This window comes from Aquibacillus sediminis (assembly GCF_005870085.1).
GTDB lineage: Bacteria > Bacillota > Bacilli > Bacillales > Amphibacillaceae > Aquibacillus_E > Aquibacillus_E sediminis.
This window is the reverse complement of record NZ_SZNM01000007.1, coordinates 148,663-164,933: the sequence shown is the minus strand read 5'-3', so window position 1 is coordinate 164,933 and position 16,271 is coordinate 148,663. Positions and strand designations below refer to the sequence as shown.

Annotated in this window: 17 protein-coding genes and 1 pseudogene; 7 read left to right on the top strand and 11 right to left on the bottom strand. The window is 37.4% G+C overall.

Going from position 1 to position 16,271, the window contains the following annotated elements; all coding sequences use genetic code 11:
- Window positions 1–127: 127 nt before the first annotated feature.
- Entirely contained in the window at window positions 128–502 is a 375-nt protein-coding gene (locus tag FCI53_RS09765) for a zinc-binding metallopeptidase family protein (RefSeq protein WP_138418283.1), read from the top strand.
- 41 nt (window positions 503–543) lie between these two features.
- Here the strand turns inward: FCI53_RS09765 and FCI53_RS09760 are convergent, their stop codons facing one another.
- The 4 genes from FCI53_RS09760 to FCI53_RS09745 form a co-directional block, all read right to left on the bottom strand.
- Window positions 544–990 carry a PTS sugar transporter subunit IIA gene (locus FCI53_RS09760; RefSeq protein ID WP_138418281.1) on the bottom strand — a complete coding sequence of 149 codons (447 nt, stop codon included), beginning with the start codon at window positions 988–990 and terminating at the stop codon, window positions 544–546.
- A gap of 68 nt (window positions 991–1,058) precedes the next feature.
- Window positions 1,059–2,459, bottom strand: coding sequence for a PTS fructose transporter subunit IIC (locus FCI53_RS09755; RefSeq protein ID WP_138418279.1), 1,401 nt, complete (start codon window positions 2,457–2,459; stop codon window positions 1,059–1,061).
- Window positions 2,460–2,492: 33 nt separating this feature from the next.
- Complete coding sequence (gene pfkB, locus FCI53_RS09750; protein ID WP_138418277.1) at window positions 2,493–3,440, bottom strand: 1-phosphofructokinase; 948 nt, start codon at window positions 3,438–3,440, stop codon at window positions 2,493–2,495.
- 2 nt (window positions 3,441–3,442) lie between these two features.
- On the bottom strand, window positions 3,443–4,222 hold the full coding sequence (locus FCI53_RS09745) for a DeoR/GlpR family DNA-binding transcription regulator (RefSeq protein WP_138418275.1): 780 nt from the start codon (window positions 4,220–4,222) through the stop codon (window positions 3,443–3,445).
- Window positions 4,223–4,469: 247 nt separating this feature from the next.
- Between FCI53_RS09745 and FCI53_RS09740 the strand changes: the two are divergent.
- Window positions 4,470–5,001: pseudogene (locus FCI53_RS09740) on the top strand (ImmA/IrrE family metallo-endopeptidase); the annotation flags it as partial.
- Between the two features lie 156 nt (window positions 5,002–5,157).
- Here FCI53_RS09740 and FCI53_RS09735 read toward each other — a convergent pair.
- The 4 genes from FCI53_RS09735 to FCI53_RS09720 all read right to left on the bottom strand — a co-directional run bounded on the left by FCI53_RS09735 (window position 5,158) and on the right by FCI53_RS09720 (window position 9,879).
- Window positions 5,158–5,727, bottom strand: a complete 570-nt coding sequence (locus FCI53_RS09735) for a DUF3156 family protein (protein ID WP_138418273.1) — start codon at window positions 5,725–5,727, stop codon at window positions 5,158–5,160.
- Window positions 5,728–5,742: 15 nt separating this feature from the next.
- Window positions 5,743–7,152, bottom strand: a complete 1,410-nt coding sequence (locus FCI53_RS09730) for an APC family permease (RefSeq protein ID WP_138418271.1) — start codon at window positions 7,150–7,152, stop codon at window positions 5,743–5,745.
- Window positions 7,153–7,185: 33 nt separating this feature from the next.
- Window positions 7,186–7,671, bottom strand: a complete 486-nt coding sequence (locus FCI53_RS09725) for a hypothetical protein (RefSeq protein WP_138418269.1) — start codon at window positions 7,669–7,671, stop codon at window positions 7,186–7,188.
- Between the two features lie 282 nt (window positions 7,672–7,953).
- A complete protein-coding gene (locus FCI53_RS09720) occupies window positions 7,954–9,879 on the bottom strand; it encodes a primary-amine oxidase (RefSeq protein WP_210238493.1) in 1,926 nt (641 codons plus the stop codon).
- A gap of 279 nt (window positions 9,880–10,158) precedes the next feature.
- Between FCI53_RS09720 and FCI53_RS09715 the strand changes: the two genes are divergently transcribed.
- On the top strand, window positions 10,159–10,983 hold the full coding sequence (locus FCI53_RS09715; RefSeq protein ID WP_138418265.1) for a helix-turn-helix domain-containing protein: 825 nt from the start codon (window positions 10,159–10,161) through the stop codon (window positions 10,981–10,983).
- Window positions 10,984–11,061: 78 nt separating this feature from the next.
- Here FCI53_RS09715 and FCI53_RS09710 read toward each other — a convergent pair whose 3' ends face one another.
- Window positions 11,062–11,355, bottom strand: a complete 294-nt coding sequence (locus FCI53_RS09710; RefSeq protein ID WP_138418263.1) for a DUF6904 family protein — start codon at window positions 11,353–11,355, stop codon at window positions 11,062–11,064.
- 374 nt (window positions 11,356–11,729) lie between these two features.
- Here FCI53_RS09710 and FCI53_RS09705 point away from each other — a divergent pair, with 374 nt between their 5' ends.
- The 4 genes from FCI53_RS09705 (at window position 11,730) to FCI53_RS09690 (ending at window position 13,922) form a co-directional block, all read left to right on the top strand.
- Window positions 11,730–11,996, top strand: a complete 267-nt coding sequence (locus tag FCI53_RS09705; protein ID WP_138418261.1) for a helix-turn-helix domain-containing protein — start codon at window positions 11,730–11,732, stop codon at window positions 11,994–11,996.
- A complete protein-coding gene (locus FCI53_RS09700) occupies window positions 11,993–12,484 on the top strand; it encodes a competence protein ComK (RefSeq protein WP_138418259.1) in 492 nt (163 codons plus the stop codon). Before FCI53_RS09705 ends, FCI53_RS09700 begins: the two co-directional genes overlap by 4 nt.
- Before the next feature lie 26 nt (window positions 12,485–12,510).
- Complete coding sequence (locus FCI53_RS09695) at window positions 12,511–13,404, top strand: DnaD domain-containing protein (protein WP_138418257.1); 894 nt, start codon at window positions 12,511–12,513, stop codon at window positions 13,402–13,404.
- Window positions 13,405–13,724: 320 nt separating this feature from the next.
- The gene (locus FCI53_RS09690; protein WP_138418255.1) at window positions 13,725–13,922 is read left to right on the top strand and encodes a hypothetical protein; all 198 of its coding nucleotides are present in this window, start codon (window positions 13,725–13,727) and stop codon (window positions 13,920–13,922) included.
- A gap of 138 nt (window positions 13,923–14,060) precedes the next feature.
- Here FCI53_RS09690 and FCI53_RS09685 read toward each other — a convergent pair whose 3' ends face one another.
- A complete protein-coding gene (locus FCI53_RS09685) occupies window positions 14,061–15,230 on the bottom strand; it encodes a type II restriction endonuclease (RefSeq protein WP_171038131.1) in 1,170 nt (389 codons plus the stop codon).
- Window positions 15,217–16,209, bottom strand: a complete 993-nt coding sequence (gene dcm / locus FCI53_RS09680; RefSeq protein ID WP_138418251.1) for a DNA (cytosine-5-)-methyltransferase — start codon at window positions 16,207–16,209, stop codon at window positions 15,217–15,219. Before dcm ends, FCI53_RS09685 begins: the two co-directional genes overlap by 14 nt.
- Window positions 16,210–16,271 lie beyond the last annotated feature (62 nt).

Here is a 16,271-nt window from a genome sequence, read left to right as displayed (position 1 = left end):
AATCAACTTTTGAAATAAATCAAAAAAAAAAGTACTTCTTTAACGTTTCTACTTCTTTCTTCATATTTCCGGGGAAAGTGGCAAGGAGCGAAACATTCGTAAATGCTTGGAGAAAAAACTTCAGCAGGTGACCGATTACACGTATGTAGACGGTGCACGTAATTTACTAGCATACCGCTACTTTGGGAAAGGTCCTACAATTTTATTGTCTGAGCATATGGATACGGTTGAAGATTTTGAAGTTGGACGAAGCCTAATCGAACGAGGACTTACTGACATGCCCGATTGGAAAATAACCGCTGGCGGCCAAAGTGATGAACGCTCCTTTGCAGAAAAAGGCATACCATCTGTGAATCTATCTACAGGATATATGCATGAACACACCGACGAAGAAATCGTTGACTACAAAGCAACTTTCGAAACAGTAAAACTTATTGAAACCGCGTTACATGAAAGGCTGATGGTGGGACATGGGGACAGGTTTGTTGTCCCAGTGGTATAAGGGACTCTTTGGGACAAGTAACCTTGTCCCAGTTTTGCTCCTTATTCTAATGCTTGGATAAGTTGGTCAGTGGATGTTGTGGTTTTTAATTTTTGTCGAAAATCTTCGTGCATAAGTTTCCGAGATAATTGGGATAGAATCCGTAAGTGTTCGTCCCCTGCTTCCGTTTCAGGAACGGCAATTAAAAATACTAAATTAACGGGGGTTCCATCTAATGATTTCCAATCAATCGCATTTTTAAGACGAGCAATAGCAAGCCCTGGTCTTTCTACACTATCCGATTTGCCATGAGGGATTGCTACACCAAACCCTATTCCTGTTGTTCCTTCTTCTTCTCGGTATAAAACTGCTTCTTTATATTTTGCTGCATCGTGAACAACACTCTCCTTTTCAAATACCTCAATTAATTGATCAATGCACTCCTCTTTAGTTGTTGCCTCAATATCCAATAACACTTGTGTCTTCGTTAGTAATTCTGTTAATGCCACTTTACTCACCCCTTCATTTTTCACCAAAAGATGTTGCCCAAACAAGGCAACATCTTTTAATAATTTTCTTAGCTTGCTAGATTATCATTTTTATCTGTTTCCACACTTGTTACATCTTTTTTCAATAATGACACCATCACCGCTGTTACGATTGTACCAATGAGAATAGCAATAAAGTAAAGGAACAAGGAGCTCACCGCATTCGGAATGGCTAGAACAAAAATACCCCCATGTGGTGCGCGTAGTGTTGCTCCAAATAACATCGATAGACCACCTGCTATTGATGATCCTACCATTAAGGATGGAATAACTCTTAGAGGGTCCGCTGCAGCAAATGGGATTGCCCCTTCTGTAATGAAGGAAATGCCAAGAATACCTGCCGCTTTCCCCGCGTCTCTTTCCTCATTTGTGAATTTGTTTTTACGAATAATAGTAGCTAACCATAGTCCAAGGGGAGGTGTCATACCAGCTGCCATCACCGCTGCCATCGGTCCATAAATTTCACTTGCTAGTAGCCCAGTTGCAAATGCATAAGCCGCTTTATTAACTGGTCCCCCCATATCAAAAGCCATCATAGCTCCTAAAATTAACCCAAGAAAAATCGCATTACCCGAACTCATTCCTGTTAGCCAATTTTCCAAACCAGTCATGATTGCGCTCATTGGTTTACCTAATACAAAAATCATTAATAAACCAGTAGAGATGATTGAAATAACAGGTATCACTAGGATTGGTTTAATCCCTTCTAAATTCTGTGGCAATTTGATATAATCCCGACAGAACTTAGCAATATAACCTGCTAGGAAACCGGCAACAATACCACCTAAGAAGCCAGAGCCACCACTAGATGCTAACATACCACCAACTAGACCAGGAGCTAGACCAGGTTTATCAGCAATAGAGTATGCAATAAAACCTGCTAATATCGGAATCATTAATGCCAAAGCATTAGCACCACCAATTTCGTTCAAAGCCGACGCTAATGTCCCTTCTGCATTAATCCCTCCAACTAAGAATGCCAAAGCAATTGCAATTCCACCACCAACTACAAGTGGAATCATCGCCGACACACCGTTCATCAAGTGTTTGTACGGCCCTTTCCGTTGACTACTTCGTTCCTTTTTCAACTCTTGGACCTGTGAGACGTGACTATTGGATGAAGCTTTTTTCGCTAATGCCTCGTCAACAAGTGCTGCTGCATTTTTAATGGCATTCCCCACAGAAGAATATACAATTGGTTTCCCTTCAAAGCGACTTTCGTCGGCATCTGTATCAACAGCAAGAATAATCGCATGTGCGTCGTTAATCTCTTCTTCCGTTAAACCATTTTCTACGCCAACACTACCTCTTGTTTCGACCTTAACTTCAACACCTTTTTCTTTTGCAGCTTTTTCAATTGCTTCTGCAGCCATATACGTGTGGGCAATTCCTGTTGGACAAGCCGTTACTGCTAAGATTTTCTTGGCCATTATAATTCCTCCCTAATTAAATTAGATAAAAAATTAATATAATTTCAACGCTTGCATTGTTGGATACATATGTTTTACTTCATCCAACGTACAAACGGTAGTCCCATCTTTCGTAGCAGTAATTGTTCCAGCAGCTGTTGACCATTTTGCAAGATCAACAAGTAAAAATTGTTGTAGGTGACCATAAGCGAGGGAAGCAACCATTGAATCTCCAGCTCCAACAGCACTCTTTGGGGTTATTGTCTTTGGTTTAATATGATATCCTTCTTCATTGGTTAAGAAGATGGCTCCATCTTCCCCTAGTGAGATACAAATTAACTGCACTTCTTTTTCTAAAATATAGTTACCAGCTGCAATGATGTCTTCTGTAGTTGTTAACTTCCTACCAATATATTGCTCAAGTTCAAACAAGTTCGGCTTTATAGCATAGGGTTTAGCTTCAATCCCTAATCTAAATGGCATACTATCTGCATCTAAAATAACGCGGACCCCTTTTTGGTTAGCAAGATCTGTATATTGCTGATAGATATCTGTTGCTACTCCATCTGGCAAACTCCCGCTTAAAATAAGAAACGATGCCTCATCTAGTAAACTAGTTAACTTATCTTGTAATGAAACAGAAGCCTTATCTGTTACCGCGAAGCCTGGTTCATTCACTTCTGTAACTTGATTGGTACTCAGGTCCACGATTTTCATGTTCGTGCGTACCTCTCCACCGCTAACCCTTACAAAATCACTTTTAATTCCTAATAGATTTATCTGATTCTCCAATTTCTCACCTAAATCACCAGCGATAAAACCAGTTGCTGCCACGTTGGAACCAAATTCTTGTAACACTTTTGCTACGTTGATGCCTTTTCCGCCAGGGTCTATATGTGGAAGTTGATTTACCCTATTTAGACCTCCTAAGTAGATTTGATCTAATGTGATGGTTTTGTCGATGGCAGGATTCAGAGTGACGGTAATAATCGAATTACTCACTGTTACTCCCCTCCTAACGGTGACATGATGGTTTTTATACCTTTTTGCTCCAATGCCCGTAACACTTCATTTGGTGCCTTGTCGTCAGTGATACAATAATCGATCTGTTCGATCGTGCCAAATTTGGCAAAGCTATGACGGTTAAACTTACTGTGGTCTGTCATGACAATGACTTGATTGGATTGTTCGATCATCTTTCTTTTTGTGGCTGCTTCTGTGAGGTTTGGTGTGGTTAGTCCGACTTCGAGATCAATGCCATTCGTTGCAATAAATCCTTTGTCAACATGAATTTGGTTTAAGCACAATTCTGTTAATGGTCCAACAAGCGCTAGTGTTTCCGTCCGAAGTTTCCCACCCAATAGTACAACTTCGATTTTGGGGTAGTTTTCTAGTTCATTTGCAAATACGACGGAATTTGTGACAACCGTTATTATGGATAACGCTTTCATTTCATCCACAAGCAATCTTGTTGTGGTTCCAGCATCAAGTAATACGGTATCTCCCTCATGAATGAATTCGACCGCTTTTTTTGCAATTGCCTTCTTTTCTTCCAAAAAACGATCCGACTTTTCTGAGAATGTTGGTTCAAAATTAACACCATTCTTTGCAATAGCACCACCATGAGCTCGTTGGATTAGTTCGTTATCTTCTAGCACCTTCAAGTCACGCCGAATGGTAGACTCAGAAACTTCAAATTCTTTACATAATTCTTGAACGGATGCCCGACCATTTTTCTCTACATAATTAGTAATTTTTTGTTGCCTCTCCTGTTCAAACAACATAGGATCACCACTATCACAAGTTTATTTGATTATTTATGATTGATTTATGACTTATCGTGATTACTTACGATTATATACGGTTTTGTAAGCGTTGTCAATTGCATAACAGGAAAAAAGTACCAACTTTTTCGGGAATTAGGGACAGGTTTGTTGTTCCAGTGGTATAGGGGATCCTTTGCTTATAAAAAAGTATACATTTTCTCTCTTCTTTGAATAACTTCTGGATAAGGGGGGAGCGTTATGTTTGATGATTCTGTTAAAAGATGAAGTCGTAGAATATTTGAATACTTCTAATGAATATCAAGCGTCACAAATTAAATATGTAGCTAGCTTAGCGCGTCATCGGCTAGGGTTACACCATGATACCAATGATGAGCTTATGTTCCTTGTGGAAAAGAGTGGTGTGTTTATTTTTGAGAAAGCAATTGGCGAAGAGACGGACGCCTATAGTTTATGGACAAAACAAGATCGCCCTTTTATTATGCTAGGAAATTTAAAGCGGTCAGCTGTCCGTAGGAATTTTGATATTGCGCATGAACTAGGTCATCTGTTACTTCACTATCGTGTGGAATTTACTAGTTTAGACAGAAAAGAATATAAAAGCCTTGAGCAAGAAACCCAATCAGTTTGCAAGTGCGTTCTTGCTGCCTAAAGAATCATTCTTTAATGATATGCAGGGCATCACTTCCATAACAAATCCTGATGCCTATATCGATCTAAAAACCAAGTGGAAAACATCATTACAAGTATTAGGTTATCAAGTAGCTCATTTAAATATCACTAATTACTACTCATAAATTGCTTTCAAAAAATATCCACCACCATCAAAGTTTGGACAATTAACGTTACTAATGAAAACTTTATTTAATGATCTTATACTAGCTACGTATCCTGTAAAAAAGCAGGACATGAGCAACTTTCATGTCCTGCTTTTATCAATGACTGAATACTTCTACACGATCACTGTCTTCTTCATAGTAGAAATTATCTGTAATTACTTGAACACGATTAGCTAGTTGTTTCATTAATTCCACTTCATTTTCCTTTATTTTAAGAAAATATTGCATTGGTGGAAATAACATGAATACGAAAGAACCAGGGATAGGAACTAAAGTGACAATACATTTTCCTTGTTCTTGTTTAATTTTTACGGTTTCAAAATCCATTGATAGAATTATTTTTTTCACTATTTGATGTTTATTCAGGAACTTAAGGTAATCACTATTCCCCCCTTCTGATTTCCATTGTTTATTTCGATAATCCCATGAAATCGAAAAATCTTCACGGTTTGTATGAATTGGAAATGTGTAAGATGCATGTAATTTATAAATTTTTGAGATAAAACTTTTCGTTAACCTATATTCAAATCTCCATTTTGCTTCCTGATTACTATTCTTTTCCTTGAAAGCGAGTGCACCTACTTGATCTAACTTTATATGAAACAATTTTATCGTCGCGATCAGATACTTACGCGCTCGTTGATGAATACTACCAAAAATTTTCATTGTAATCACTCCACATTAAATTTTTGGTTCAGCTTCCAATTCAGGTAGAAACTCATCAACCTCTTCCTTCATTGTGACTTTTTTCTCCGACAAGTCCATAGGCTTAAACATTGATTCATTCTTATATTTAAGCCAGAAAAATGCGTAAAGACAAATTCCAAGCATGAAGCTTCCAGCAATCGCATAAATTTGCACCTTCATTGCCATTTCAGGGTGTATCGTAACAATCATATACAAACATGCGATAATACCGATGATTTGTGTATATGGATAAAACGGAGATTTAAACGGGCGTTCGATTTCTGCATATCGGCGTCTTAATATGATGACATCTAGTTGTGCAATAATATAGGAAATTAACCATGTCGTACAGGCAGATAACACTAAAACGCCAAGCATTTCAGATGTAATTTGCAAGACAAAAATCGGAAGACAAAACAATAAATAAACGGTAATAATACTCACCCATGGCGTTCTAAATTTAGGATGTAAATAAGCGAAAACTTTCGGAAGTAATCCATCCCGGGCCAATCCATAAAACATTCTCGGTACCGCTGCAAAGTTGGAGTTTATTGAACTTGCAGCTGCAAAGATCGTTATAATGATCATTACTGTTGCACCTGCGCTTCCAAGCATTGCCCTTGCACCTTCAATTTGTGGTGTACCGGATGATGCCAAAATATTTGGATCGATATAACGAGCAATCGCTTGACCAAACAACATATCTGCTACAAAAATCGAAATCAATCCGAAGATCATCGCTCGAGGGATATTTTTATTTGGCTCCTTGACTTCCTCAACCATTGGTACAACGAATTCGATCCCGATAAATAACCAAATCCCTAATGCCAATGATTGAAATACGGTACTCCATCCACCAGGGTTAAATTCAACTGGGACACGAGTGTTCGCTGTAAACAGATCGAACATTCCAAACAGACCTAGAACAGCTAATGTTATCATAATTCCAAGTGTTAAAAAGACTTGAATGGAACCAAACACTTCCACACCTAGTAAATTGACAATTAAAAAGAAAGTTAATAGTGCAACCGCTACTAATGTCAAATTTATGTCAGGAAGTAACGACTGCACAGCAAAACCTGCTGTCATCGTTTCTGCTGCACCAACTGTCGCGACTAATACAAAATAACCTCCAAGGACGGCTACAATCGACATAAATTTTCCCATCGCAACAGTTGTGTAATCACCAATCATACCAGCCCCAGGTAAAATGGAAGCCAGTTCTGCATAGGATAAAGCGATAATGATACTAATGATCATTGCTAAGAAAGTCGAAACAATAAAAGCCGGTCCTGCCAGCCCCATACTATTCCCAAGCGTCACCATCGTTGAACCTGCAACAACTAACCCAGTAGCCGTCGCATAAGCCTGCCAAAATCCTAATTTCTGTTTTAACGTTACCAAACGATCCTCTCCCTACTCTATAAATATATTTTGTTACAAACTAATAGACTTTGTTGGGATATCTACCGTCTTTGTTTTCATTTCTTTTGATTTCTTCATAAAACGATGCAAAACCATGAACAAACTAGTACAAACAACCAAAAACACAAGATTGACAAACATAATAAACACTAGATGGTTTGGAGCCATATGGACCATAGACCCTGTCATAGCACCCATCATTGCTCCCATCACACCCTCTACTAGTCCAGCCAAACTAGTGATTTGATCGAATGGGCGTCCAACGATGTAACCAATACCTAACCCTATAAGCGTCGATATGATGGTAGAGGTAATTAGATCTTGTTTAAACATGAGGCCGAGTAGAATACCAAACGTTAAAGACGTAATCATACTGACTGCCATGACAATAACATGGGTATGAGTGGAAGAATCTTTGATGGAGTGCTTGACTTGATAGAGTTTTCCAATACAGATAATTGTAACGAAACTTACAAAAATGAAACTGAAAATTAGCATGGATCCCATCCACCTTTAAAAGTAAATTTGTATGGTTAAATAAAAATAGAGCAAGCTCACTAGTTGAATTACTATTTAAATTTTTGTAAATCAAAATAATGAGCTGCTCTATGTTTGTTAATACTGAGTACAGTTATACAAATCATTAATTTCCTACCCTTGTACACCTAACTTCCAAAACGATCAGCCATCACTCCTGGAATATCACTTTTGTCTCCGCTTCTCTTTTAAAAGTTAAGCTTAAATCCGAATCAGAAGGGTTGGTGAACCAACCCTTCGCACTTATTCATGTGCACAATGGCTTCCATGCTTTGGTTTGGAAGGTGGTACATCAATCGATGGATTTTGGTCAAAGAACCCTACTGGTTTCAACGCAAATCCCATATAGGCCGCTGGCATGATTGGCCAATCCTCTGGACGAGTCACATGATGGTGTCCCATCGTATACCAAACAACAACATCTGTGTTTTCAATTGATCGATTTTGCTGGATCCACTTCGGTAAACCCTCTCCTCCTTCATGCTGATTTGGATAATCACCTGCCGCATATTTTTCACTCTGATCATAAGGTGTTACCCACAAGTGGTTAGAGATAAATCCAGCTCGTTTCATGATACTAGAGTCTTTCTGCGCATATGGAACGGCATTTTCACCTGGGAACAATTTGTAACCAACAGGCTGACCAACAATATTCTTCGTATTCGGATTTGTTATTTTCCAGTATCTTGCAGACTCCACATTCACTTTTCTGACCGCATCAAATTCTTGTTCAAATGTCGTTGACTTAGCAATAAATGCATTTCCAAATGGATTATGCTTACCTGGTTGATCGCTTTCCGTATTAACCTCAACAACCGAGTTATTCGTTCCATCGACCATCATATCCAAACGAACATTAAAGAAATGCTGATGATTCGGCCCATCTAATTGTGGAGCCAATAAGTTTCCATATTTTGGCGTTTCCCCAGCCGCGATCGCTTTTGTGTGAAGAATCCCTGTTAGCTTCACCTCATATTCAATATTTCCGTCCTGATAGAAATACCAGAAGAAACCATATTCATAATTTCCAACCGTTGAAATACTAGATAAAACTAAACGACGAGAACGTCTTACTTCGACTTTTCCAGTTCGAAAATCCGTATGCTTCCACAGAATTCCATAATCCTCTTCATGGAGACAAATCGCATTTGGAATGGTTGCAGGGTCCCCATTACTATCTGCAAGTACAGCATCAAAATATTGGATTTCTCCTAAGCAATCACAACCAAGTTCCAAAGGATTGGCTAACATTCCAACACCATATTCCCCAACATCAAAGGCATTGTTTCGATTTACTGGGTCAGCCGGATCACCATATGGTACTACCATTTCTGATAATGAAGCACGATACATGATTGGTCGTTCTTCCCCTTTGTCTGTATAACTGACCGTATGTAATACCAGTCCTTCTCTAGGGTTGAAACCAAAGCGAATTTTCCATTTTTGCCAACTAATCTCATGTCCATTGATCGAAAAGCTTGGGCCTTCTGGTTGGATAATATCCAAAGGTTTAATATCCTCACGCAACTTTCCTACACCTTCAGGATCATATTTACCATCATTTGGCGGGATAGGAACCACACCATGATCCACAACTTTGATAACTTCCATTTTGTTTAGATCAACAAAAGCGTGTAGCCCTGAAATAGGTCGAGCATAACCATTATCATGTTTCGATGTTTTCAACCAGCAAATCGTACGAGCAATACGCTTCCCTTCCTCTTCTTCAATACCAAAATTTCCAGCTGACCATGGATCCGCCATCACCAAATCAAAATCTGTGATCCCTCTTTTTATAAAGGATTCCTGCATTTGTGGGTCATTTTTCACAACTGTTTCACATGCTAGAAATTCATCCTCCATAATTGGTGGCTGTACACCTGGAACATGTTTCCACGATGTTACTTTTTCTTCATTAATAGAAACAGTTGCCTCATATGTTTTTTCTTCTTTATTATCTAATAGAATCAGAAAAGCATCTCGCTTTATTGCATCTCCCTCTTTAAAATTAAGTACAACATCTTTTGCTGGCTCATATAAGCTTACACTCACAAATCGAAACGTGTCTGAAAGCTCCTTTTCTTTTTTAATGACACTTGTTGCTACCCTAACCTCTTCTGTAGTTAACGGTTCTAATGGATGATTGACTAATGTTAATGTCTCACTCATATACTCTCGCTCCCTTTCCATTACTTTTTTAACTTATCGTTAAATCAAGTATAGAAAATAAGCAGATAGAAGTGATTGTAAAAAACGGAATAAACTGAAAATTAAAAATATAGTAATCCGCTTACACTATTGCTAGTGTTGCTTATAAAAATTATTAAATTTTTTTCAGTTTGCAATAAATATGGGGAGATCTTGTCATGCTTTCTAACAAACCAATAGATTTACTGGTCGTTTTATTCTATTTTTAGTATGTAGATATTGTTGTAAAAGGAGGTCACAATGGAGAATCAAACAGCGCATCATGTAAACCTATACTTACAGCCAAATTTTGAAACAGACACCACCGACTATGTGCAACATTGGCAAATGAACCGACTAAATCAAATACCACTACTGTTCTATCAATTTACACTAATGAAAAATACAGTAGACACTTTGCCCGCTGTTCCAGATGGATGTTTAGATATCATTTTTTGTTGTAACGAAGCAACTCCAACTGTTCATGTGTTTGGAACTGTTCTAACTTGTACATTCGTACCATTCACACCTGGAGAGACCTACTTTGGTGTTCGAATTCCACCTGGATATGGCATTAAATCTAAAAATTTTAATATAAAAGATTTAATAAGCACTCACATGCCATTATCCGATTTGTCAAACGACATCAATCCTAGGATCGATTGTATGCTATCACATAAAAACTTTTATGAACGTATTCGGATATTCGAAACAACCATCGGTACACTAATCACACCAACTACCAAGGATCATCAACTCACAAATTATCTACTCGATACAATTATTACCCATAACGGCAACATTACATTGAAACAAGTGACGAATAGTGTAGGCTATTCGGATAAGTATATAAGAAATAAATTTACGAATAGCATCGGTATATCTCCAAAAAATTTCAGTAAAATTATTCGCTTTCAAAAATCATTGTATATGTTAAGAAGGGGAATGGAGATAGACGATATTGTGTATAAAAACGGGTACTTTGATCAGTCACATCTTATTAATGATTTTCGGAATTTTGGCTATTTCTCTCCTCGCGAATTTATTACGTATATCCATCAAATGAAAGAAATGCAGAATTGGTAATTAGCTGTTTATATTTCTTGCAGGCAATATTAACAGGCACTCCCTCCTTAGATTGAGCGCCTAGGGGAAAGCTCGCTTTTATCCTGGTCCTCTATTTGCGTAGGTTAATGCCATCATCACAAACAGTATCCCAGGATAATAAGTGGAAAAGGAAAAATATAAGTTCTTCTGACTCCCCACAACTTCTAGCTCGTACATCGAACCTGGATTTAATCCATTATCAACATAAGTAAACTCTTTGTGACCAGCCTTTGCATGCCGTAAATCATAGCAAAACCCAAGCAATCGCAATCTATCCTCGTCAAACGGTCTATCCTCCCCTTCCTCAGGTAGAATGTCGTAGATTGCATCATAAAGTTGGTAAAAATCCAACTAATCATCACTGACTTTACTCCTGCTAGGTTCGGTGTTTGTACATCTATCATTTTTAAAACCCTAATTCTTTTTTAGTTTAATATAATCGGTATAAATTAAGACCGACAATAACAAGGACAGAGTGCCCCTTGTCCCGTCTCCTTTGTAATGTTCCCCTTAACCATTCAGCACTCAACCAATAGTTTCTGGTTAGATTCACTAAAAATAAAATAATCTCATTTTCAGATTGTCTTGTTACCACTACTAAAATCTATTTTTCACAAAATGTTCATTAATTCTTGCCAAAAACCGACCTGTAAGCCGTGGTAATTTTTTACTATTCGATAGATAATAATAGAGTATTTTAAATTTAACACAAAGGAGCGTATTAAATGACAGAAATGGAAATGAAAAAGGTTGCGATTGGTACTGTGATCCGTTCAAATCGCCAAGCAATCAAAAAGAACGGTCGTAAATTGTCCATCCATCACCTTGCTAATGAGGCAAGTATTAGCAAGGATTGCTTAGAAAGAATCGAGCGAGGAAAATGCCTACCTGGTAGTTGGACACTTAAAAAAATTATTATTGCTTTACATATGAGCCACGATGCATTCTGGGCTGAGGTCGATCAAATAAAGATTAACGGACCACTAAAATGAAAACGATTCCGAACTATCATGTGAATGAGCGAACAATGGCCCTTATACCTGCTTATCACATCGAATACGATACCATTGTATTAGAGGCTGGACGGCAACTGTTCGTCCAGCAGCCAGCCATACAAATTATTAAATCTGCTTGTTTGGATGGATATTCAACATATGAAGGTCGGCGGAAAGCTGTGAACTATCAAATGGGTGTGAAACGTAAAGTCCCTATCCCTATTTGCCCGATGAAAAACATCTTTACATTTCCAACCCAAGCACCTACTGACTATGACTGTCATTGGATTTTTTACCATCATGTTCAATCGATTGAGCCATATAGCTCCAATGAAGACTCTACCATTCAATCGATGATCACGTTTAAAGATGGCCAACATCTACCTATGAAAACATCTCACCATTCGTTAGAAAAACAAATGCAACGCACCGCCATCTGTATTTTGCACTTTGCTTCATTCCAGCAACAGCGTTTCACCATTTAATTTATAAATAGGAAGGAACGATCCGATTGAATTATATTGAAGAAACAAAAGCTTTTTACGACCGATTGGAATATACTAACCTATCTAGACCAGCGATTCTCCTTTGGCACGCAATGATGCAAGTGAAGTTAAAAGCAGGATGGAAGAAGCAATTTACCGCGACGGAAACTGTGTTATGTGCAAAGTCACAAATCAATGCTGGCACCTTCAAAAAAGCTAGAGCAGAACTTGAAAAAGAAGGGTTCATCCTATTCTTGCCACGAGGTGGAAATTTGTGCCCTAATTATCAAATGATTAGTCTGGTTACAACTGAAGATCAATTGACATACCACAATCATGACAACAACACACCCAACAATAGAACCACACCAGATCCCACACCCACAGAAGTACAACTTGAAGGTCAGAAAAACGACGACAAACAAGAACACAAACCAACCCCATTAAAAGGATCTAAAGATTTTGTAGTAAGTAGTGGTAATAGTTTTAGTACTACTACTGAAAGCGAAACATTTTATCTAGAAAATATCGAAGCGGACCTACCGCCATATATGCAAACAGAACTGCATACATGGGTGAACAAACTAAGTGATGAAATCGTCATGGAAGCCATGAAACGTGCACTGGAGCAAAACAAAGCGAATTGGGCGTTTGTGAAAGGGATTTTAAAAAAGTGGGAGGAAAGTAACTTCACGACAGTGGCACAAATCGAGGAGAATGAGAAAGCCTTCCGAGAAAAACAACGACAGAAGTTTCGAAATAAACAGCATGCAAAACAAGAAGTGATTCCTGATTGGTTTGAAAGCAAGGATAAGAAGCCTAAACCTCAAGAAGTAAAAGCTATCGATCAAGATAAAGAAAAACAACAGGCAAAGACATTGTTGAAAGATTATTTGGCAAGTAAAAAGACAGGAAGATAATGGATATGGGGATGCGTTTGTCCCTGTGAGGAAAGGAAGAGTGACAAGCAGTTGTCCCTTCCCCTATCCTCCTATAGGCTATTAACGGTATTTAAACATATACCATTTGGCAATTAGGTCTGTTGTAATAAGAACTGTATATAAACACAACTTTACCTTGAAAGGAGGTGATGTAAGAGAAGTTGCCAAAACCTGACACACCCTGCCCTATAGCTAGTTACTTTAGGAAATAAAACTCTATATCCTAAGAAAAATAAGACCAGTGTCATTAAGTGGTGTCTAGTGATTAAATCTATTGATAAGAGAGGATGTTGATCATAATGATACGTTGTCCAAAGTGTGGAAAAAATTTTAGAAATGCTGATTCTGTGATTTTGGATGTGAATTATACGTTTACACATGCGGGGTGTTATGAACATGATTATATGAGTAAAGATCAAGGAAGGTTTGTTGATTTGGTTGGGAAGTATTCGGCATTTGAGGGGAATATAGTGCATCGGTTTTTTGCTAGTTACTAAGTATATCATTTGCATATTGAAAAATGAAAAAGTAATCATCTGGGCTAATTCAGTCTTATCTTGCATCGACTTTATTAGCTTCAGATGATTATGTAACACTTGATGTGGTAGTAGTATATATGGTATATAAAGCGCTATCTATACTCTATATTTTTCTTTAGTAAACTCTATAAAATCACTAACAGTCCATAGTTTATCTCTGTTTTCTTTAGGATACTGTAGATGATATGGTTTTGGTACAACTAATTGTAGATTAGCATTTTTCATTTCTTCTAATTGACTTTTGGAAATTCCTTGTTGAAGGGTTAGCAGGTGTTTATACGGAACTCTTTCACCTTCGCTTAATACCTGCCTCCATCTATCTTTACATGTAGTTTTAGCACCTAATAGAATCAAGTTTTCCCCTGGGAATTTTGGATTTTGATAATCAGTTGTGGAAGGAAATAAAAAATCTGGCTTTTTCTTTCCTTCTGTTTTTCCCGGATTATCAAAAGGAATTCCTACATCAGTAAAAATATAATTCAGATGGTGTTCTAAACTTCTTCCTGCTCTGCTTTTTCTTCTATTTAACGCACTACTTGCAAAATCAAGAAGCGACTGCAGTTCTCCAAAAGGTTTAAGAAGTTTATCTTTATATACCTCTTGTTCTATTAATCTAAAAACTGTATATTCTGTATTTACCCAGCTTATTAGGTCTTTATCAGGATGTATTTTCTTCTTATTATAATATTCTATAAACACTCTTCTGGATATTTCAGCCATAACCGACGTTTCAGGGAAATCCTCATAACCTGCTACTAACTCATGAACTTTGTTTTCAAAGTTTTTTTCAACTGCTACCTCTTCTTCACCATTATAAACAGTAAAGTTATTAACTAATGAAAGTGAGAATGTTTGAGAAAATTCTTCTATTTCTTCTTCTGTATTGAAAATATAAACCTTATAATCATCTTTGGATATAGGAATGAAGACAATTAATGCACCTACTGTTTCATTTCGATCAAAAGGAACGTTTGACCAAAAACGAGTAATTCTAAATTCTTTTTTTGATGTATAATATACAATCCTACTATCAAATTGCTTCCAATCGTCTATATGTATCTTTACATACCTATCTTCAATACCTGTTTCTGGAATAGGAACATCATTAAAGAAGACATACCAAGAGCTTATGTTTAAATATACTCCATCTTGATGTGCCCCATTTACCCCTGCATCATTTGGCGACAGAAATTTACAAAAAAAGCGACCATTTTGTCTGGCCGCTTCTACTGCGCTTGTTAAACTTTCCAAGTTATTTCGTTGCATACTCAGTCTGCTCCTCCTCCACAGTATCTTCAATTGTAGAATCTCGTTCGATGGCATAAATCATATTTTCCGCAATTCGTTCTACAACGGGAACAGCAACACTATTACCAAATTGCTTATAAGCGGCTGTATTACTTACTACAATTTTAAACGTTTCTGGGAATCCTTGCAATCGAGCACATTCTCTTGGAGTTAGTCTTCTTGGATTTTTACCATCACCTTGTGGAATTAAGATTTCACTTCCATCTTTATGATATCGAGCCGACAATGTTCTACTATTAGAATCAAGATCTGCCAATCCGTATCCAAAACCATTACCTTTCTTAGCATGTTTTTCTTTGTAGGCTTGCAGATAATTCCATAACTTGTCCGAAAGTGTATATTTTTCATCAACATTATTTTCTAAAATTGATTTTAAAGGTGGTCCTTGTTTTGGTATTTCCGGAAATTCAAATTTTAAAGGTTTCTTGAAACCAACTATATAAATACGTTCTCTATTTTGTGGAACTAGACCTTTTGCATTTAACACATCCGCATAAACCGTATAACCCAGTTCTTCTTCTAAAACTTTCTTTATTACTTTAAATGTATTACCTTTATCATGACTTCTTAGGTTCTTGACGTTTTCCAATAAAAAGGCTTGAGGTTGCTTTTCCTTTATAATTCTTGCAATATCAAAAAATAATGTCCCTTGAGTTTCATCTAGAAATCCATGTTTCATTCCTAAACTTTTCTTCTTCGATACTCCTGCTAACGAGAACGGTTGACAGGGGAAACCTGCTAATAATATGTCATGATTAGGAATGTTCTCTGCGTTTACAGTGCGTATATCTCCTACTGGTTTTTCATTAAAGTTTGCATCATAAGTTTCTTGTGCTTTCATATCCCATTCTGACGAAAAAACGCATTCGCCATATGGTTCGAATGCTATACGAATCCCGCCTATCCCAGCGAATAAGTCTATAAATCTGTAAAGCATTTTTCTCTCACTCCCGCTAGTTTTACATATTGCTATTATAGCAAAAAATATTAATTTTGGGT

Bases quoted from the DNA above. Each gene is read 5' to 3' on its own strand.
- dcm (WP_138418251.1), bottom strand. From the start codon at position 16,209: ATGCTTTACAGATTTATAGACTTATTCGCTGGGATAGGCGGGATTCGT.
- FCI53_RS09715 (WP_138418265.1), top strand. From the start codon at position 10,159: ATGGAGAATCAAACAGCGCATCATGTAAACCTATACTTACAGCCAAAT.
- FCI53_RS09735 (WP_138418273.1), bottom strand. From the start codon at position 5,727: ATGAAAATTTTTGGTAGTATTCATCAACGAGCGCGTAAGTATCTGATC.
- FCI53_RS09720 (WP_210238493.1), bottom strand. From the start codon at position 9,879: ATGAGTGAGACATTAACATTAGTCAATCATCCATTAGAACCGTTAACT.
- FCI53_RS09700 (WP_138418259.1), top strand. From the start codon at position 11,993: ATGAAAACGATTCCGAACTATCATGTGAATGAGCGAACAATGGCCCTT.
- FCI53_RS09685 (WP_171038131.1), bottom strand. From the start codon at position 15,230: ATGCAACGAAATAACTTGGAAAGTTTAACAAGCGCAGTAGAAGCGGCC.
- FCI53_RS09690 (WP_138418255.1), top strand. From the start codon at position 13,725: ATGATACGTTGTCCAAAGTGTGGAAAAAATTTTAGAAATGCTGATTCT.
- FCI53_RS09705 (WP_138418261.1), top strand. From the start codon at position 11,730: ATGACAGAAATGGAAATGAAAAAGGTTGCGATTGGTACTGTGATCCGT.
- FCI53_RS09725 (WP_138418269.1), bottom strand. From the start codon at position 7,671: ATGCTAATTTTCAGTTTCATTTTTGTAAGTTTCGTTACAATTATCTGT.
- FCI53_RS09755 (WP_138418279.1), bottom strand. From the start codon at position 2,459: ATGGCCAAGAAAATCTTAGCAGTAACGGCTTGTCCAACAGGAATTGCC.
- FCI53_RS09745 (WP_138418275.1), bottom strand. From the start codon at position 4,222: ATGTTGTTTGAACAGGAGAGGCAACAAAAAATTACTAATTATGTAGAG.